The organism is Clostridium sp. Marseille-P2415 (assembly GCF_900155545.1).
Classification (GTDB): domain Bacteria; phylum Bacillota; class Clostridia; order Lachnospirales; family Lachnospiraceae; genus Lacrimispora.
Genome location: NZ_LT732526.1, coordinates 303,133 through 322,282, shown reverse-complemented (window position 1 = coordinate 322,282; position 19,150 = coordinate 303,133). Strand labels below are relative to the sequence as shown.

Annotated in this window: 15 protein-coding genes; 3 read left to right on the top strand and 12 right to left on the bottom strand. The window is 44.3% G+C overall.

Annotated features, from left to right (window positions below):
* Positions 1 to 22: 22 nt before the first annotated feature.
* Genes BQ9856_RS06370 through BQ9856_RS06360 form a run of 3 tightly spaced genes read right to left on the bottom strand, consistent with a single transcriptional unit; the run spans position 23 to position 3,141 of the window.
* The gene (locus BQ9856_RS06370; RefSeq protein ID WP_442855495.1) at positions 23 to 883 is read right to left on the bottom strand and encodes a carbohydrate ABC transporter permease; all 861 of its coding nucleotides are present in this window, start codon (positions 881 to 883) and stop codon (positions 23 to 25) included.
* 12 nt (positions 884 to 895) lie between these two features.
* Complete coding sequence (locus tag BQ9856_RS06365; RefSeq protein WP_077610291.1) at positions 896 to 1,771, bottom strand: carbohydrate ABC transporter permease; 876 nt, start codon at positions 1,769 to 1,771, stop codon at positions 896 to 898.
* A 59-nt stretch (positions 1,772 to 1,830) separates the two neighbouring features.
* Positions 1,831 to 3,141 (bottom strand): extracellular solute-binding protein, encoded by a 1,311-nt coding sequence (locus BQ9856_RS06360; protein WP_077610290.1) that lies wholly within the window; start codon positions 3,139 to 3,141, stop codon positions 1,831 to 1,833.
* A gap of 191 nt (positions 3,142 to 3,332) precedes the next feature.
* Between BQ9856_RS06360 and BQ9856_RS06355 the strand changes: the two genes are divergently transcribed.
* Positions 3,333 to 5,144: a sensor histidine kinase gene (locus BQ9856_RS06355; RefSeq protein WP_235839162.1), complete on the top strand. Its 1,812-nt coding sequence runs from the start codon at positions 3,333 to 3,335 to the stop codon at positions 5,142 to 5,144.
* The gene (locus BQ9856_RS06350) at positions 5,141 to 6,739 is read left to right on the top strand and encodes a response regulator transcription factor (protein WP_077610289.1); all 1,599 of its coding nucleotides are present in this window, start codon (positions 5,141 to 5,143) and stop codon (positions 6,737 to 6,739) included. Before BQ9856_RS06355 ends, BQ9856_RS06350 begins: the two co-directional genes overlap by 4 nt.
* Positions 6,740 to 6,832: 93 nt before the next feature.
* On the opposite strand, the gene BQ9856_RS06345 is transcribed toward BQ9856_RS06350, so the two are convergent.
* The 6 genes from BQ9856_RS06345 to BQ9856_RS06320 form a co-directional block, all read right to left on the bottom strand.
* The gene (locus BQ9856_RS06345) at positions 6,833 to 8,188 is read right to left on the bottom strand and encodes a NosD domain-containing protein (protein ID WP_077610288.1); all 1,356 of its coding nucleotides are present in this window, start codon (positions 8,186 to 8,188) and stop codon (positions 6,833 to 6,835) included.
* A gap of 44 nt (positions 8,189 to 8,232) precedes the next feature.
* The gene (locus BQ9856_RS06340) at positions 8,233 to 9,207 is read right to left on the bottom strand and encodes a carbohydrate kinase family protein (protein ID WP_077610287.1); all 975 of its coding nucleotides are present in this window, start codon (positions 9,205 to 9,207) and stop codon (positions 8,233 to 8,235) included.
* A 26-nt stretch (positions 9,208 to 9,233) separates the two neighbouring features.
* Positions 9,234 to 10,709: a glycoside hydrolase family 32 protein gene (locus tag BQ9856_RS06335; RefSeq protein ID WP_077610286.1), complete on the bottom strand. Its 1,476-nt coding sequence runs from the start codon at positions 10,707 to 10,709 to the stop codon at positions 9,234 to 9,236.
* Between the two features lie 18 nt (positions 10,710 to 10,727).
* Positions 10,728 to 11,558, bottom strand: a complete 831-nt coding sequence (locus BQ9856_RS06330; RefSeq protein ID WP_077610285.1) for a carbohydrate ABC transporter permease — start codon at positions 11,556 to 11,558, stop codon at positions 10,728 to 10,730.
* Between the two features lie 32 nt (positions 11,559 to 11,590).
* Positions 11,591 to 12,472, bottom strand: coding sequence for a carbohydrate ABC transporter permease (locus tag BQ9856_RS06325; protein ID WP_077613269.1), 882 nt, complete (start codon positions 12,470 to 12,472; stop codon positions 11,591 to 11,593).
* Between the two features lie 108 nt (positions 12,473 to 12,580).
* Positions 12,581 to 13,864 (bottom strand): ABC transporter substrate-binding protein, encoded by a 1,284-nt coding sequence (locus tag BQ9856_RS06320; protein WP_235839161.1) that lies wholly within the window; start codon positions 13,862 to 13,864, stop codon positions 12,581 to 12,583.
* Between the two features lie 347 nt (positions 13,865 to 14,211).
* On the opposite strand from BQ9856_RS06320, the gene BQ9856_RS06315 reads away from it, so the two are divergent.
* Positions 14,212 to 15,195 carry a LacI family DNA-binding transcriptional regulator gene (locus tag BQ9856_RS06315; RefSeq protein WP_077610283.1) on the top strand — a complete coding sequence of 328 codons (984 nt, stop codon included), beginning with the start codon at positions 14,212 to 14,214 and terminating at the stop codon, positions 15,193 to 15,195.
* 99 nt (positions 15,196 to 15,294) lie between these two features.
* Here the strand turns inward: BQ9856_RS06315 and BQ9856_RS06310 are convergent, their stop codons facing one another.
* From BQ9856_RS06310 to BQ9856_RS06300, 3 genes are read right to left on the bottom strand one after another with little or no spacing between them, the layout of a single operon-like run.
* A complete protein-coding gene (locus BQ9856_RS06310) occupies positions 15,295 to 16,269 on the bottom strand; it encodes a carbohydrate kinase family protein (protein WP_077610282.1) in 975 nt (324 codons plus the stop codon).
* 31 nt (positions 16,270 to 16,300) lie between these two features.
* The gene (locus BQ9856_RS06305) at positions 16,301 to 17,785 is read right to left on the bottom strand and encodes a glycoside hydrolase family 32 protein (protein WP_077610281.1); all 1,485 of its coding nucleotides are present in this window, start codon (positions 17,783 to 17,785) and stop codon (positions 16,301 to 16,303) included.
* A gap of 16 nt (positions 17,786 to 17,801) precedes the next feature.
* Positions 17,802 to 19,148: a DUF2961 domain-containing protein gene (locus BQ9856_RS06300; protein WP_077610280.1), complete on the bottom strand. Its 1,347-nt coding sequence runs from the start codon at positions 19,146 to 19,148 to the stop codon at positions 17,802 to 17,804.
* Positions 19,149 to 19,150 lie beyond the last annotated feature (2 nt).

Sequence of the window (19,150 nt, the reverse complement as noted above, 5' to 3'; positions counted from 1 at the left end):
CTCCTTTCTGACCCGGCTGGTCTCACGCCTTTACGCCGCCTGCCATAATTCCATCCATAATCTGTTTTTCAAAGACAGCTACGAAAAGAATGATTGGAAGCAGGATGATCCACCCCATAGCGCTGACCAGATCCCACGGCACTCCATACATGTTATCCCGCAGCGGAAGCTGTACGATCGCAACGCTCAGCACCTGAATCCCGTTGGAATAATACAGCGGTGTAAAGAAATTGTTTAAGCAGGTAATAAAATTAATGATACATACCGTTACTATGGCAGGCTTCATCAGCGGGAGCACTACGTAAAACAGTCTCTGCAGGAAGCTTGCGCCGTCTATGGAAGCAGCCTCTTCTAAGGATACGGGTATCTCTCCCACAAAATTCTTAAGTATCAGGACCGTGAATGGGATGATGGAGCTTACATACAGCAGGATCAATCCCTGATACGTATCAAATAAGCGTACCTTCTGCATGAACTCATACAGAGGCCTGGCTGTAACCACCTCCGGAATCAGCATGGTAGCAACGATAAATGCGAAAGCCAGGCTGATTCCTCTGGAATGGAACCGGGCAAAAGCATAAGCGCCCATCGCACAGAACAGCGTCCCGATCACCAGAGTAGCTCCAACGATTATGACCGTATTGCCAATCTTGGAGAGAAGCCCTACATTATCAATCAGAAACCGATAGCTGTCCAGGGTCGGATGATCCGGCAGATAATCAATGGGCGTCTTGAACAGTTCTCCCGGCGGAGTTATGGAGGAGATGAAGATCCAGTATACCGGGAACAGGATCAAAAATGCCACGATTGCGAACAGACCCCATCTGCCTGCAGCCACTCCCCCCCTGTATACCTTATATTTTGTATCAGAATCCATTTTCATATCCTTCCCCTCCTAGTCCTCATACCGTTTCATAAACTTTAAGTTCATAAAGCTGAATGCCGCCATAACGAGGAAAAGCAGGACGGCCAGCGCTGACGCGTATCCGACGTTTAAGTTGGTAAATGCTTCCATGGTAATCCGGTATGCGATCAGAGACGTATCTTCTCCCGGTCCGCCTGAAGTCATGGAATAGACCAGATCAAAGGTCGTCAGCCTCCATAGGGTAAAGGGAATGCAAAGCGTCAGCACATTCTTCATAATAAGAGGAAGCGTGATGTATAAAAAGGACTGGACCCCGCTTGCACCGTCCACCCTGGACGCTTCATAGATATCGCCGGAGATGAATTGCAGCCCCGATAAGACCAGAATCCCAAAGAACGGCAGATCCTTCCATAAGTCCATGGCAATGACCGCGGCCCTGGCTGTCTCCGTATTGATGAGCCAGTTCATCCGGAAGCCCGGCACAAACCAGCGGATAAAATCGTTGACCAGGCCGTAATCGTTGTTAAAGGCCCATTTGGCAGCCATGCCAATTACAACGGCAGGCATCGCCCAGGGTATCAGGACGATGGTCCGCAAAAAACGGCGGCCCTTAAAATTCATATTCAGAATCATGGCCAGCGCCACGCCGAGTATGACGTGAAGGACCATGGAGATGAGGACGAACATCACCGTAAATTGCAGGGTCGTAATGACTTTTTCATCTTTGAATATATTAAAATAATTTCTAAATCCTGTAAATTCATTGACTCCTCTCAACACACGGATATCAAAAAAACTGTTGACAAATGTTCTTATAATCGGGTAGATGGTAGTGAATCCGCGGATAGCGAGTACCGGAAGTATCAGCACCCAGGCGATACACTGATGAGATTTCCTGGAAGTCATGAAGACTGCCTCCTTTCACTGTTTCTAAAACATGCCGCGCAAAAAACACGCTGTACCGCTTACTTATTGTACGTTTCAACATATTCCTGAGCTTTTTTGCAGAATTCATCCACTGTGATCTCATCCTTCATGCAGGACTGAAAGATGGTTCCCATAGCCGAGATGAATTCCATGGTCTGCGGAAGCATGGGACGCCCTTTTACCTCACATTCTCCGGCGTATCTGGAATACATCTCTTTCGCCGCATCCGTATCCGGAACAACCTTTTCTGCCACATCTTTTCTTGCCGGATACCGGTCAAAAGCTTCATAGGATGCCTTCATCCCTTCTTCACCGGCCATATACTGAAGGAATTTGACGGCTGCGTCCTTATTCTTTGAAGACTTATTTAGCACATAGCTCCAGGAGTCGGTAAAAATATATCGCTGATCGGAAAACTTCGGCACCATAGCCATGTGGAGCTTATCCGGGCCCAGCATGCCGGCCTTTTCATAATCGGTTCCAAGGCCCCACATAAACAGGCAGCCATATTTGCCATCGTTGAATTTCGGATTCATCTGCTCGTATTTATCCGCAATCTGGTCGACCGGAGTATATCCATCCTTTACCATATCCTTCATGAACTGGATGGCCTCCTTATTGGCCGGATTGGTCCAGTCCAGGTAATCTCCGCCGAACATGTTGACGAACTGGGCGATCTCGTTAAAAACATACGTCTTCTCCCAGGAACCGCCGTAGCCGTATGTGCCGTTACCGGACGCCGCCTTCATGTAGGCCATGAAATCCTCTTTCGTATCCAGAGCGGTGATTCCAGCCTTATCCATGATCTCCTGATTCACCCAGAAGGCCAGATAACCGGAATAACCGGGTACGCCGATGATCTGTCCGTTCTTATCGGTGATCATGTCTTCTACATACCCCTGTGGGAACTCATCCCGGATGTCTTCGGTCATAACCGTATCATTTAACCCCTCAAGCCACCCGGAATTCTTAAAAGATGCACTCATCTCATCGTTTATTTCCAGGATATCCACGCTGGCATCGCCGGTGGAAAGGATGGTCGTAATCTTCTGCTGCCTCGTATCCGAATCTGTGGGAGCAGCGATAGCGTTGATCTTAAGCCCTGTGGCTGCTTCCACATTGGCCAGCCAGTTTGGAAAATCCGCGTCTGTCGTGTTGATGGTGTAGAGAGTCAGATCGTATTCCCCAGACTTCTTATCCCCGGCCGCATTGCCTGCTGCCTCTGTTTTTCCGCCCTTGGGACTGCCGGAAGCTTCCGTTCCTCCACTGAAACCGCCTCCGCAGCCGGACAGGAGCCCCCATACCATGGATACCGTGAGTACCAGGCTTACTAACTGTTTCTTCCTCATAATAAAATCCTCCTTCTTTTTTGTAACTTACCCTCATCGACAGCTTTAGGATACCAGATACTGCCTTACACAAAAATACAATTTATTTTGATTCGTTTATATAATTTTTTGTTCTATTGAATTGTTCTTGTGATTTCTTTATAATGAAGATCAGTCCAGGTTTCCGGAATTTGATATGAGGAGAAATATCTATGAAAAAAGTTATGAAACAGATGCGGATTGTATTATCCCATTTTCAGGCCAAGCTGCTCCTTGCCTTCCTGCTATGTACCTTCATCCCTTTAAGCGTTATCAGTTGTGTCTCCTACATTGTCTCTTATTCGATTGCACGGGATAAGATTGTGGATTCTGCCATTCTGGCCGCCGACCAGCTCCATGTCCAGTTAAACAACCGCATCCGCCAGGCGGAAAATGTAGCTGATACCATCCAGTATAATATGTACACACTGGAAAAATCCTCCGGACAGGATCTCTCCGCCTATCTGGAAGAACTTACTGCTGTGCGCAATAATATCTCCCTTTATAAATCAACCTTCAACCTTTATCATATCTGCATTTTCTTAAAGGACGGACAGTTTGGAAGCAGGGAAGGGCTGTTCTTTTATCCGGTCAGTGATATTTTAGACTATGGCCTGTCCGCAAAGGAACTGGCCAGGCTTGGTTCCTCGTCCCTTTGGCTCTACCGTCCTAAAGTAGCTCTTCCCTTTGTCTTAGCCCCTGAAGAAACAGCTTCCGGCACGGTCATCTGCTGCCGGTCCATGAACAACCAGGGCTCCAATGAATTGGAATATGCTTATTTCGTCATGATGAGTACACAAGAATTTTCTGACATGCTTACCACTTCCTTTTCAAACACAGAAATCACCAGCTTCCTGCTCACCCCGGACGGGAAACTGGCGGCAGGCTCCCAAAAGGGGATGGAAGGGCAGCATTTTGATGCCGGCGAGGTTTTTACGCTCACTCATACCGGTAACTCTTATTTTGAAAAAAACGATTCTTACTATTATGTCCTGCCTTTAGAAAATGGCTGGCATCAGGTCACTGTGATCCCGCAATCCTATATCGCCGGCGGAATCGCGGGCCTTTTGCGCACGATCCTGATGACCTTACTGCTGTCCATGCCGCTAACCGTGCTGATCATCCTGTTTATCTCCAAAAACCTTTCAAAACGGATCAGCCTGCTGTCAAAGGCCATGGAGGGCTTCCGGCTCAGTGCGGATTTCCAGGCAGCAAAGCGCCCGGCCTTTCCCCGGCCTGAGGATCAGGACCTCTATGACGAGATCGACCACCTGGGCCTGACCTTTGAACAGATGCAGACCGCAATCCACCAGAATGTCCGTTCCATCTTAAATCTTTCCCTGACGGAAGAACGGTTGAAATACCAGCTGCTCCAGTCCCAGATCAACCCTCACTTTCTCTACAATATCCTGGGTTCTATAAAGACATGCCAGTCCTTGGGAAAGCTGGATACCGCCAGCCAGATGATCACGGATCTGACTCGCTTTTACCGTCTTACCTTAAGCAAATCCGGCGAACGGATCGCCATCCGGGATGAAATTGAGATAGCCACACTCTACTTAAATATGGAAAAACTCTGCCACAGCACCGGGCTTTACTGGGAAATCGACTTAGAGGAGGGGATCGAAAATTTTCTGATCTGCAAATTCACGCTCCAACCCTTCCTGGAAAACAGCATCCTCCATGGAATTTCCGATCAGACGCCCAATTTATTCATCCGCATCCAAGCCGTCTATGGAGACGATACGGTTATCATCCGGATCGAAGATAACGGTGCAGGGATACCAGGAGACAAGCTTCATGAGCTTAAGAAGGATTTAAAGAACAAAACCGTAAATTATAAAAAACATTTCGGCATTCTGAACGTCAATGCCCGCATTTCCAGTGAGCTGTATGGCTGCGGCCATATCGAAATTGACAGCCAGCCTTACCGGGGTACCCGTATCACGATCACATTTGCTCAAATAGAAGGAGAACTGGAATGAAGAAAATCATGATTGTGGATGACAACTGCTTATCCGCAGAAGGAATCGAAAAGAACATTGACTGGAAAGCTCTGGATGCCGAAGTGGTCCACATCAGATACAATGGAAAATCCGCTGTTGATGCCATGAAGGAAGAGCCTGTAGATGTGATCATCTCAGACATTGAAATGCCGGATTTAGACGGGATCTCCATGTGCAAGCTGGCTATCGGTTTCAATCCCCTCGTAAAGGTCATCTTAATCAGCGCTTATGACCGGTTTGACTATGCAAGGCGTGCCATCCGAATCGGTGTCTACGATTATATCGAAAAGCCCATCGACTATTCCTATCTGACGGAAAAAATCCAGGGCGCCTGCGCCCTCATCAGCCAGGAACAAAAGAATATGGAGCTTTTAAACCAGAGCCGGCCTCTTATGAAAGAAAAGTTCTTTCGTGACCTGATCCATTATTCCGGAACGGAGGCCGCTTACCACCTGGCTTCTTATATGGAATACTTAAATCTCGACCTGGACTATAAATTCTTTACCGTGGTTTTATTAGGCATTGAAAATGCCTCTGAGCTGAAAGCTGATATGGGCGTCGCCCAGTATGAAATCCTGCTTTATAATGTCCAGGACTCACTTAACCGGTATTGCCACATCTTCGATCTCCATTATCTGCTAAAAGACTTTAACGGCCTGACTCTGATTCTATGCCAGGACAGTTCAAATCCGGATCATTTTCTCCAGTCTGTTCACAAGATCGTATCCTTTGTCGCAGAAGAATACCAGAACACGGATATCCTGTTAAACATTGGTATCGGTAACGTGGTTTCTGATTTATGGAACATCCACTTCTCCCATGAGAGCGCCGTCCATGCCCTGGAATACCGTTTTTTCTTTCCTCAGAAAAATGTTTTTGACGCCAGGGAAGCCCTGGGCCGGAATTTGTCCCTGGAGCCGTTTTCCGATATCCGGGAAGATGAGTTGATCCGGCTCATCTGCCAAAAGGACTACCCGGCCCTTGAGCAGTGGATCAAGGAATTCTCTGCTGACCTGCTATTGAAATACCAGACAAAGAACCTGATCTTTATCCGCATCTATTCTCTGCTTGGAAGAATCTTAAAATTTCTTTACGAGCTGAATATCGATGCCGGCGACTTAGAAAGCAGCATCGTCAGAGCGTACAGCAGCCTGGATACTTTCACGACCAGCGGCCAGTTCTTCTCCTGGCTTTACAGGATCTGCACAATGGCCTGCCAAAAGCTGGACACTTCCTTAAAGGCATACCATGAGTCGCTGTGCAGCTCAGTCCTTTCCTATATCGGGGAAAACTATGAAGACAGTGACTTATGCCTTCACGACATCGCCAGATACGTCAACGTAAGCCCCGCTTACTTAAGCGCCCTGTTTAAGAAAAAGACCGGGGTGAATATAAGCGATTCCATCACCTCGGCCCGCATCGACGCTGCCTGCCAGTACCTTGAAAATTCCGGTCTCTCTTTAAAAGAGATCAGCGTAAAATGCGGGTATGCAAACCAGTATTATTTCAGCACAAGCTTTAAAAGGAAGCTTGGGATGTCACCTTCCGCTTATCGGGAAAACCTGACATCTTAACATATCGCCGGTTTAAAATCACCATATCCTTTTTCCCGTTCGACTTTAACTGTATGCCAAACTTCGCTGTATCCTCCGGATCAATTACTGCTTCTATATTCCTGGTGTTGGAGTAGCTCTGAATGCATTTACAGTCTTGTCCATAACAACCTGTACGTCACTTCCTGAGTCAAGAATCGTATTTTGAAGTGATTCTCTTTCTACCAGTACTGTTGTCACGGCAAGCGTCTCCAATTTATCGGTAGTCAGTAAAGCTCCCACTTGCGCAGAGAAACAAGAGCCAGTTTCCACGGCTTGCGCCTCCGATGCTTCGGTAGTTGCAACAATATGATTATCAGAAATATAATTTCCATTACCCGAAACAACATGTATTATTACAGGTGTTGCATCAGACGGCATGATATACTGAGTATCTATAGTTTCCGAAATGTGGTTAGCAATTACAGAATTATTATTACCGCTAATATACAGGAGGCCATACAAATCATCTAAACCATTGTCGTATGCCTGCATAGGAGGCCAGGGTTCATGGTCACGTAAAAAATGATTAGACGAAACTAAATTTTCCGAACAGTTTTCCTGGAATACCAGCATTCCCGGATAAAATGAATGGAACCTGTTACTTGTAATAGTGGAACGTACCACGCCGGCAAAATGGACACTGCTTGCACCTCGTGGAAAAATATTGTTTGCCGTAATCAAAAGTCCACCAAAGTTTTGAGCATAAATTGAATATCCTTTATAACCGGCTCCTATCAAGTTATCAGTTATTTTTGAAGCTTGTCCCGACCCCCGCAATTCTATACAGTTGCCGCATTCAGCTATGAAATTATCATGTATAGCCAGTGCATCTGCATTATAAATAGTAATTCCATGCTCTAAATACACGATCCCCATGCCTGTAATCCGGAATGAGTCTTGAGCACTTGCAATATAAATACCTGTTTTCCCGTTAGTATATGTATTTTCCGGATCTGTTTTTCCTGAACCATCGTCCAAAAAGTGTAAACCATCAATACAAAAATCTGCAAACTCCACCGAACTTATTCGTGGATCCCCACTCCTCTTAACATAAAACGCAGCTCCTGCATATTCTTTATCGTCAGCCTCCGGAGAAATATCTACAAGTATGCGGCTTCCTCCCGGCCAAACTTCGTGCCAATCTGCCCATTCGCTCTCCGGAGTATTAAAACGAATGCTTGAAGATGTAAAGCCATGTCCAGAACCGACAATTTTTAGATAGCTGATGTCTATAACTACTTGAGTGACAAGATGATAATCACCTGCTGGGATATAGATAACTGCGCCTGGTTTTCCTCCTTCATTCATATCAGAGTCCGTCTGCCTGCTTTTAATATCCGCAATGATACTATTGATTACCTCCCCAATATCCTCATAAGGATTACCAACATTCCATTCTGTTATATCATAGTAATTTTTATCTGACATTAATGAATCCTCCTATAAGATTGACACTATAAAAATTTATACTGTTATATCGTTAAATTTAATAATAATGATTCTATCTCTTCTTTTTCCGGCATTACTCTCAAAGCTCCCCGCTTCGTCGTGATTAGGGACGCCCCAGCGTTGGCGAATTGAAGCATCTGCCTGATATCTGCTTCAGTAAGCTGATCTAATCCCTTCTCCAGGACTGTATTCAGCATACACCCGGTAAATGTATCACCTGCTCCTGTTGTCTCTATAGTATTTTCCTGTATAAAAGATTTCGCTGTAACCACCATACCTTTATAATACGCTCTGCTTCCATTTTTTCCAAGAGTTACGCATACAAGCGGAATTTGATATTTCCCCTGAAGAAGAAGTGCCCCTTTATCATAATCTGTTTCTCCTGTCATAAAGGTCAGTTCATTATCTGCTATTTTCAGGATATCACAACATTCCATACCATACTCGATGGCTTTTCTCGCATTCTCCAAGTCCTCCCACAACGGTTCCCGCAGATTCGGATCAAAGGAAATCAGTATTCCCGCCTCTTTCGCACATTGAATGGCATATTCGGAAGCTTCTCTGACCCCCTCATGGGTAAAGGACAGAGTTCCAAAGTGAAATATTCTGGAAGCCCGAATCTTGTCAGAAAAAACTTCTTCCTTTCTCAGCATCATATCTGCTCCCGGATTACGGTAAAAAGAAAATGCTCTGTCACCATCCGGAGAAGTATGTACGAACGCAAGCGTTGTGTGTACCTCTTTATCTGTCACCAATCCCTCTGAATTGATTCCAACAGATATTATCGTTTTCCTCAGCATATCGCCAAACTGATCCTGCCCGACCTTTCCGATAAACGCTGTTTTTTTACCAAGTTTTCCAAGCATCGCCAATACATTACACGGGGCACCGCCCGGATTAGCTTCTAATAATACGTTGCCCTGACTGCTGATTCCATTTTCTGTAAAATCAATCAGAAGTTCTCCCAAAGCAGTTACGTCATACTCCTTATGTATCATATGACCCTCCTCCTGTCAATTCAATATCATTCTTTCAATCCATACATCTCAATATCCCTGATAATCACACTACCTCCACATGCACGAATCTTCAACTGATTCTGCGCAACTCCGGCAAATATGTTGTTGGAATGGTTATTCTGATATTGGTTCGTAAAGATTTCAACAGAACTCCGGTCAGATAAAATATGCACATCCAGTTCCATTTTTCCTTTTAGATACATCACACTTCTTGAAATACCCTTACTCCATCCGTCCGCTTCATTTCTATTTACACTCATTTCTGCCTTCTTGAAGTCAAACAAACATACTGTCTTCCTGCCCTCGCCACAGCGCAGATCTATTTCCAGCTTATCAGCATCTGTCTTTTCAAGATCTATCTTAAACTTCAGTTCAAAGCATACGCCGTCTCCGGCTGCCAGCTCTGTCTCCTTTTCCGTCACCACAAGCACATCTTTCTGTTTCGAATATTCCCGCATAGTTTCCACCTCTGCTATCGGAAGAAACTGCAATGTGCCGTCTTCCATCATACGCACTTCTCTCGGAATATTAAAAGAACCGCACCAGCCTTCCTTGTAAGTCGGTCCCCAGTCCTTCCATAACGGCATCCATTCCCATTCATTGGCCCAACCGACGATGATTCTCCTTCCGTCCGGTGCCAGGAAGGACTGCGGTGCATAATAATCAAAGCCCCAGTCAATCTCACCACTTATATAATAGTTAAACTTACCTGTCTCATAATCGAAATCACCAACCAGATACACAGAGGTATGTTCACCCGCACCCATCGGCGAAAACGTCAGGACATATTTATCACCCATGGGATAAAAGTCCGGACATTCCCACATATGGCCCCATTCTCCACGGCTCTCAGCCAGCACATTGAAAAATGTCCAATGGAACATATCCTTCGACCGGTAAAGCAACGCCTGCGCTCTATTATCACGGCTTGCACCACATACCATATAATAAGTATCCCCGTGCTTCCATACCTTCGGATCCCGGAACTGATCAGCCGGGATGCCTTCTGGTGCGGTCAGTACCGGATTTCCTTCGTATTTTTCAAAATGAATCCCATCTTCACTATATGCAATGCACTGTGTCTGCTCAAATCCTTTTCCTTCATTGGTTGTTCCCGTAAACATCAGAAACAGCTTGCCATCGTGTTCGACTGCACTTCCCGAAAAACATCCGCCGCGCTGATGATTATCATATGTTTCACTTGGAACCAACGCCAATGGCAGATACTCCCAGTGCAGCATGTCATCGCTGACCGCATGTCCCCAATGCATGCTGTCCCAGAACGCGCTATATGGATTGTGCTGGAAAAAAAAGTGATATTTTCCTCTGAAATAAATTAATCCATTGGGGTCATTCAGCCATCCGGTCTGCGGCATAAAATGATAATGCTGACGCATCCTTCCATTTTTTACAATGTTTTTTTTGCAATCTATCTCACACTGAGCCTTTTCAATATTCTGTTGCATTAATTCTTTAGACATAAGATTCCTCCATCGTTACTACCCCTTTACAGCCCCGGCAGTCATACCTTGTACAATATATCTCTGAGCTGCAAGTGATATAATCATTACTGGGAAGCTAAACAAAAATGCTCCTGCACACATAGGTCCCAGATCCAAATTGTATGCTGACAAAAATCCTGCCAATCCTACCGTAAATGTTTTCGCTCTTGTACTTGTAAGCAGCAGGGAAACAAGGAAATCATTCCAGGCTAAGAACAGGGTAAATATAAATGCCGTTGCAAGACCGGGCTTACATATCGGTAAGATTATTTTTTTAAATGTCTGAAAGCTTGTTGCCCCATCCACATATGCCGCTTCATCCAATGTAGTCGGTATCCCCTCATAGAAACTGAGCATCGTCCATATTACAAACGGCATGTTGATAGCCGCATAAACAATAATCAATGCAATCCTGGTATCGTATAATCCAATATTACAGATCAACTCATAAATCGGAACAACAATACTTGATGTCGGAATCATCTTCAAACAAAGGACTAAAATAACCAATAATACAGATAGCTTTGCTCCTGATCTCTGAATTGCATATGCCGCCAGAGAACCAAGCACCAATGCAATAATCGTACTGCCCAGCGCTGTAATCAAACTGTTCATCAGGTAACTTACTGTATCCATTCTCTCAAACAGCCCGACAAAATTCTCTACGGAAAACGTTTTCGGGAAAAAAGCAGGCGGAACTGCTATTACTTCTGCTCCCGGCTTAAATGCACAGCAAATAACATAGATGTACGGAAACAGCCAGCATATCGTAAGAACAATCGAAAAAATAATTCCTATCTTTTTTCCGGCTTTTTTATTTTTATTCACTTTTTTGCCTCCTTATCAGACCAGTTGCCAAGTCAGGCTTTTTTCTTCGGATTCCATAAGCTCTGCATAAACACCAAAGTAAAGATTACCAATACGGCAATAAATACGACAGCCATTGCACTCGCATATCCTGTATCGTTGTATCTTGTCAGCGTTTTGTAAATAATAATACTGATTGTTTCCGAAGAACTGTCCGGACCGCCCTCTGTCATCGCCCAGATTATATCAAATGTTCTGGCTGCATCTATAATTCTCACAGATAATGCAGTTAATAAGACTGGTTTAATAACCGGAAATTTTATATAACAAATCTCTTGTAACAAACTTGCTCCATCGATTCTTGCTGCTTCAATCATGCTGTTGTCTAAGCCTTGAAGCCCTGCCAGCATCATCAGCATCATAAATGGTGTTGTTAACCAGATATCTGCAATACAACATGCAAGCAATGACCATCTTGAATCTGCCAGCCACAAAATATCACTGCTGCTTGAAAGAATTCCCACTCTGGTAAGAAGTTCATTAACAATACCAAAGCTTGAGCTCATCATCAGTTTCCATGTAAGGCCTGCAACCAACGGTGCTATCATTAAAGGTGCCATCATCAATGAACGGATGATTTTACTCCCCTTATAATTCAATTCAAAAAACAGAGCGAATAATAAGCCAACTGCTGTTTCAACACCAACTGCCACTATAATATAAACAAGTGTGTTCTTTAACTGTTTTAAAAAACCACCGGCTGTAAAAGCCTTGATATAATTAGACAATCCGATAAATGTCCTGTCTCCTGAAAGACCAACTTTATTAAAGCTATCAAATACCATTGTGAAAATAGGATATATCAGAAAGGCACCCATAAATATTGCACCAGGCAGAAAGAATAATAATAATGTTTTTCTTGAAATTAACTTCAATCTGTTTACCACCTTTTTTTTAAATAGAAGGGGATTCCTCCTGTTTTTATAACCTTTCGGAACCCCCTCTGTTCAATCACATCATCTGTTTCAAAACAATCTGATTAACTATTTGCCAATGGATTCAATTTTAGTTTTTGCTGATTCCAAAGTCGATTTCACATCAGCTCCGCCTAAGGCAGATTCAACAACACCTGTAAGTACTTCTTCAACCTGTGACCATGTGCTCACCATTGGTCTGGGCTGTGACTGAGGAGCTGCTAATGTATCAAGAACTGCTGTTGTATGCTCATTTCCTTCCACTTTTCCAGCATCTTCATATACAGAAGTTCTTCCTGCAATCTTAAGAGTCAGATCCATGTAGTCAGCATTGTGATCATACATAAATTTTGTATATTTAAGTGCCATTTCTTTATTCTTAGAGTTTTTCATTACACATTCATACCATGGGCCTGTGGTTGCTCCAATACCGACGCTTCCTCCGATCATAGGTGCGCATCCTACTTTATCTGCTCCTAAAGCCGCAACTGCTGCAGGATACTGGTGACTCCAGTTAAGCTGCATTGCAACTTTTCCATTTGTAAATAATTCCTGAGATTCTGTAGATGCTGTTGATAATGAATCAGCCGGTGTATAGTCAGCATTTGCATTTTCAACCATAAAGTTCAATGCATCTATATAAGCCTGGTCTGTAATATTTACATTTCCGTCTTTGTCATAAACAAGACCATCTGCGCCTGCCTGACATGCAAAATCAAGGAAAGAGCAAACGGCATCAGAGCCACTTCCAAAGACGGTTGTTCCATACATATCATTTGTTGTCAATTCTTGTGCAAGAGCCTGGTATTCTTTCCAGGTAGTCGGCACTTTATCTTCAGGAATAAGGTCTTTTCTGTAAATCAGCACCTTTGCGTTTACCCACATTGGATATCCAAGCAGATTTCCATTAACTGTCCCGCTGTCCTGTAAAGTTGGAAGGAAATCACTTGTGTCTGCATCATTGATTGCTTCAATCGCATCTGCAAATGCCGTCAGCCATACCACATCCATAGTCGCCACATCATGGGAAGCCTGCTTCGCCTTAATCTCTGTAGATAACTTGTCATACATTCCGGTATAAGCAACCGCATCAATAATAACCTTGCATCCAGTCTCTTCTTCAAAGGATGCTGCCGTTTTTTTCGCCAGTGCCTCTGCAGGTGAACCGCTTTCTACCAGAACTGTAATACTGTTCTTATCACCTCCCGGCTCCTTTTTGCCTTCTTTTGAGCCACATCCGGCTACCATTGTTCCCATCATTGCTGCTACAAGCATAATACTAAGAATTTTCTTCTTCATTCTTATCCTCCTCAATAAATTATTTACCCATCTCCTAATCCAGGTTCCGGTCATCTCCCAAACAGTCTTGCCTCTACCGATGGTAATTCAGGCAATTTCAGGTCCCCAATACACACATAATTCCCCTCTCCTCACGTTTTTATTTTTATGTATTCATATTACTCTTTGAAATTATTAATGTCAATCGTTTTCATAACTTTTTTTCAAAAAATTCAGTGAGGTACACATGATTGCGTGTTTGTTTGTGTATGGTGAACCATTTTACAAGCGCGAATTGCTTTATATTTGGAGCTAAAAACATTTTTCGGTTTACCTTGTATTGAAATTATTTTCATTATCTATTGAAAATTCATCAATTTGTGCTATTATTAATATAAATAATAAATAATGGAGTTATATGTATGAACAAAACAAAAATAAAAGACATTGCAGATAAAAGCGGCGTATCCCTAACTACTGTTTCCCGCTATTTTAATAAACCTGAGTTACTATCCCTCAAAACAAAAAATAAGATTCAGACTGCCATAAAAGAACTGAATTACAGTCAGGACAGTGTAGCCCGCATATTAGTAACCGGGAAGTCCAATCTGGTAGGAGTAATTTTTCCTCATTTACATCTCAGTTTCTATACTGAATTACTGAATCAGCTTATAAACTTAGGAAAACAGAAGGATTATAGCTTTATCGTATATACCTCTCATGATTCCAAAGAAGAAGAACTTCAATTAATTGATAAGTTAAAATCATACAGGGTGAAAGGGATCATTTTGTTAAGCCATACACTCGATGGAGAAGAGATAGAACAATTGGGCATTCCTGTGGTTTCCATCGAACGTCCCGGAGGTAATTTCAGGCAGATTAATAATGATAACTTTATCGGCGGCAAGTTGGCAGGAGAACAGTTTATACGAGACGGCTGTGAAGTATTTATTCATATAAATAATGGCTATCACGAGGATTGGCCGTCATTTAAAAGGATTATCGGGTTTGAGTTAGCTGTTAAGAACAAACCAAAAGAAATTTATATTGATGAAGATCTGACTGATCCATATTCGGAAAAGGCATCGAAAGCCATGCTTAACTTATTAAACAGAATATTGGAAAAATATAGAGGAAAAAAAACAGGAGTATTTTGTTCAAACGATGACATTGCTAACCTTCTGGAGAGGGAGTGTATAAAGAAAGGGGTAAGCATACCTCATGAGATTGAAATTATCGGATACGATAATTCACCAGTATCTGATTATGCAGTCTATCCAATTACATCCATTGATCAGAATATTTCTTTGATGGCCCAGATAGCTATAGAGTCTTTAGGCTCCTATATGCCGAATGAAAGTGTTGTGCCTGCAACACTAATTAGAAAAAGCACCACCCTGACATAATAACGCCATGTAAATAATGGTATTTTGAAGAACCGAAAGAGCCCTGTTATGATATTCAAATCCTATCATAACAGGGCTCTGATGGATCCCAATGCAGTTTTAACTTATTATACGTTCTGAAATCAGTTTCTCAATTTCCGCCCGTTCCGGCATGACCTTTAAGGCGCCCTTTCTTGTCGTTACAATTGCTGCGGCCCCATTAGCGAAGTTTAGCATCTCCGCAATATTGGATTTCGTCAGACCGCCCAGACCGTGAAGCAGCACATAATGCAGAACGCACGCACAAAAGGTATCACCCGCTCCTGTCGTCTCTATGGTTTCCGGCATCAGATACGGCGCAGCCTCCACAATCATATCCTCATAGTAGGCTCTGCTTCCGCATTTCCCCATGGACACTAAAATAAGAGGGATATCGTACTGGCTTCTGATTTTTTCCACTCCCCGGTCGTAATCCTCTTCTCCCGTCAGCCATTGAATTTCATTATCTGAAATTTTTAAAATCTGGCATTTTGACAGGCCATAATTGACCTGCTCTCTGGCCTCATCCATGGAATTCCATAAGGGGGGCCGTAAATTAGGATCAAAGGATATCATAGCTCCGTATCGGGCGGCCATCCCAACTGCGTATTTCGTAGCATCCCTCACATCTTCATGTGTCATGGACAAAGTCCCAAAATGGAAAATCCGCGTATTCTTTAAAATGTCCGGCTGGATTTCCTCCCGTTTCAGCATCATGTCCGCTCCCGGATTGCGGTAAAAGGAAAATTCCCGGTCTCCATCCTCTAGCGTATGCACCATGGCAAGGGTGGTATGCACCTCCGGATCCAAAATTAAGTTTCTTGCATCAATACCCTGCTGCTCCAGCGTATCCTTCAATTTTAACCCAAAGAAATCCTTTCCCACCTTGCCGATGAACGCCGTCCTGTAACCCAGTTTATTAAGCATGGACAGCACATTGCAGGGAGCACCTCCCGGGTTTGCTTCAAAGAGCTGGTTTCCCTGCCCGCTCTGGCCATTTTCCGTAAAATCAATCAACAGCTCGCCAAGCGCTATCACATCATACTGCTCTTTCATGTCTTCCCTCCTTGTATATAAGCCTCCTCATTCATCGGATAACCCGCTCCAGACCATAGGAAACGATACTGGAAAAATACGCCCTTCCTCCCAAGGCTCTGACCGTGTTTATGTTCTGGGCATCAGAAGCAAATACATTGCAGGAATGATTTGTCTGATACTGGCTGCTAAACACCTCAATCGAGCTCTGATCTGAGAAGATGTGAATATCAAGCGTCTTTTTATCCATAAGCTTTAAGGGGCTTTTCGTCTGTCCACGGCTCCAGCCGTCGCTATGGTTCCTGTCAAATGTCATCTGTCCATGTTTTAAATCCAGGCACACCACACTCTTTAAATCCCCGTCGCTTCGAAGCTCCAGCACAACCTTTTCTGCCGTCGTCCTCTCCAAATCCAGCACAAGACGGCTTTCATAAGCCACTCCGTCGCCAGCCGATATATCCACCGGTTCACTTTCTACCTCCACGTCATAACGGATTCTTTCATCCGTCCGAAGGCTTTTAAGCTCTTCCACCGGAATGAACTGCAGCGTGTTGTCCGGCATCAGGCGCACCTCTCTGGGAATGGCAAAGGAACCGCACCAATTTTCCTTATATGTGGGGCCCCAGTCCTTCCAAAACGGCATCCAGTCCCAAGCGTTGGCCCAGCCCACGATCAGGCGGCGTCCTTTCGCATCAAGAAACGACTGCGGGGCATAATAATCAAAGCCCCAGTCAATTTCTCCCATGGTGGTATGGTAGAATTTTCCGGTATTATAGTCCATATCTCCCACCAGGTACACACAGGTACGTTCATGAAGTCCCATGGGAGAGAACATCAGTACATATTTATCTCCTATCTGAAAGAAATCAGGGCATTCAAACATATAGCCAAGCTCGCCCCTGCTTTCCGCCATTACATTGACATACTCCCACTCCAGCAAATTTTGAGAGCGATACAGCATTGCCTTTGCCAGATTATCCTTCTTGGCTCCGCACACGAGATAGAACATTCCGTCATGCTTCCATACCTTTGGATCGCGGAAATTAGCCGGTTCATAGCCTTCAGGAGCGGTAATTACCGGATTTTTTTCGTATTTCTCAAAATGAATTCCATCCTCACTGTATGCCACGCACTGAGTCTGGACAAATCCATCTCCATAATTTGTGGTCCCCGTATAAATCACGAACAGTTTGCCATCATGCTCAATGGCGCTGCCTGAAAAGCAGCCGCCCTCTTTATGATCATCATAGGCTTCGCTCGGAGCCAGCGCTATAGGCAGATATTCCCAGTTAAGCAAATCATCACTTACGGCATGCCCCCAGTGCATGGCACCCCAAAAAGAATTATAGGGATTATGCTGGTAAAAGAAGTGGTATTTGCCGCGGAAAAAAATCAGGCCGTTAGGGTCGTTTAACCAGCCCTCTTCCGCCATGAAATGATATCTCTGACGCATGACGGCATTCTTCATAAGAACTTTTTTAGAGTCTATTTCTTTCTGGGCTTTTTTAATATTTTCAAGGTGAAGTGTCTTTGACATTTTTGCTCCTTCTCTATCAGCGGTAACCATCCCGCAATTTCTTTGCAAACTCCGTATTTTCTGCAGAGTCCTTTCTGCACTTGCTTTCTTTTATCCTGAACTGTTCTTCCCGCTTCGGAGCGTATTCCTCCCAGCGTTTTTCATAGGCCTCCCTGGCAGCCTTCATCTCGTCATTTAACTTCACCGCCGGCTGCTCTATTTCCGGAATGGAGGCCGTAACCGGGATTCTATTCTCCACCGGAAGTATGGTAAGGGGTTTCCGGGTGGGCATGGTCTGATACCAGTATGCCGTCGTGCTCCAATCATCCGATAAGTGGTTAGCGTGCCCGTGTTCAATCGATACTTTAATGCTCTTTTCAAACCGCACCGGATCAGTGATATGGAAACGGTAAGCAGTATGGATTCCTTCCGTATTGTCCCCTTCATGAAGGATGGTACCAAAGAATGGCGCATTGTTCCGCTGCATTCCCCAGGCGTGGTTGAAATAATCCTCGGTTCCGGTACCGTTGATGCTTGGCATCTCCTCCCCATCAATAAAGAACATATCGTCGCCTTCGCCCCACCAGCTTCCCTGGTAATGCTTCACGCTTAAATTACAGCCCACGTAATGGCCCGCCCCCTCTGCTTCCAGCACCACATAGTTTCCCTCACCATCTAAGTTGGAAACGGAATTGACTTCCGGAGAATTGGTCTGCAGATCAGGTCCCCATCCGTCACATGGACTTTCCCTGTGCCATAACGCATGGAAATAAGCGGTATCCTCAGCCATGGGCTCTTTATACATCTCATAATCTATATAATAATATAAAATAAACGGAAGCTCATTTTCATTGACAATCTCAATCTTCGCCTTCTTATTAAACGGCATGGGGAAATAACAGGAAACGGAACAGGGTGCGCCATATTTTCCAGCTTCTTCCGGCTTTAAGGATACATTAAACGGCAGGGAGGTAAAATTTCCCGGATAACTGTTGCCGATACAGAAGAAGTCTCCCAATGGTGCAAGCACACTGGGCGTATCCTGATCGTCCCAGGTAATCTTGATCAGCGCCTTTCTGTAATAAAAGGGATCATACGCATCCCATATGACCCCCAGGGCCGGATGGATTTCCATAACAGGGGCCGCTTTCGCCTGCATCTCAGGGTCCAGGAGTCCTGGTTCCTTTACCTTACGGCAGGATGAGGTCATCCAGATATGGGTGATGCAGGCCGGGCCTTCGATCTCCCCCAGAGTGATGCTCTCTCCTGCGGGAATTTCCCAGTAATCCTGATTACGTCCACTGTGGTCCCAGCTGGAAAGCCTTGCGCTCCTTGCATGTTTTACCTTTGTTAAATCTTTAAACATTCCTGATAAATGATTCATTT

Coding starts and splice junctions, on each gene's coding strand:
- BQ9856_RS06370 (WP_442855495.1), bottom strand. CDS start 883: ATGAAAATGGATTCTGATACAAAATATAAGGTATACAGGGGGGGAGTG.
- BQ9856_RS06365 (WP_077610291.1), bottom strand. CDS start 1,771: ATGACTTCCAGGAAATCTCATCAGTGTATCGCCTGGGTGCTGATACTT.
- BQ9856_RS06360 (WP_077610290.1), bottom strand. CDS start 3,141: ATGAGGAAGAAACAGTTAGTAAGCCTGGTACTCACGGTATCCATGGTA.
- BQ9856_RS06355 (WP_235839162.1), top strand. CDS start 3,333: ATGAAAAAAGTTATGAAACAGATGCGGATTGTATTATCCCATTTTCAG.
- BQ9856_RS06350 (WP_077610289.1), top strand. CDS start 5,141: ATGAAGAAAATCATGATTGTGGATGACAACTGCTTATCCGCAGAAGGA.
- BQ9856_RS06345 (WP_077610288.1), bottom strand. CDS start 8,188: ATGTCAGATAAAAATTACTATGATATAACAGAATGGAATGTTGGTAAT.
- BQ9856_RS06340 (WP_077610287.1), bottom strand. CDS start 9,207: ATGATACATAAGGAGTATGACGTAACTGCTTTGGGAGAACTTCTGATT.
- BQ9856_RS06335 (WP_077610286.1), bottom strand. CDS start 10,709: ATGTCTAAAGAATTAATGCAACAGAATATTGAAAAGGCTCAGTGTGAG.
- BQ9856_RS06320 (WP_235839161.1), bottom strand. CDS start 13,864: ATGACCGGAACCTGGATTAGGAGATGGGTAAATAATTTATTGAGGAGG.
- BQ9856_RS06315 (WP_077610283.1), top strand. CDS start 14,212: ATGAACAAAACAAAAATAAAAGACATTGCAGATAAAAGCGGCGTATCC.
- BQ9856_RS06310 (WP_077610282.1), bottom strand. CDS start 16,269: ATGAAAGAGCAGTATGATGTGATAGCGCTTGGCGAGCTGTTGATTGAT.
- BQ9856_RS06305 (WP_077610281.1), bottom strand. CDS start 17,785: ATGTCAAAGACACTTCACCTTGAAAATATTAAAAAAGCCCAGAAAGAA.
- BQ9856_RS06300 (WP_077610280.1), bottom strand. CDS start 19,148: ATGAATCATTTATCAGGAATGTTTAAAGATTTAACAAAGGTAAAACAT.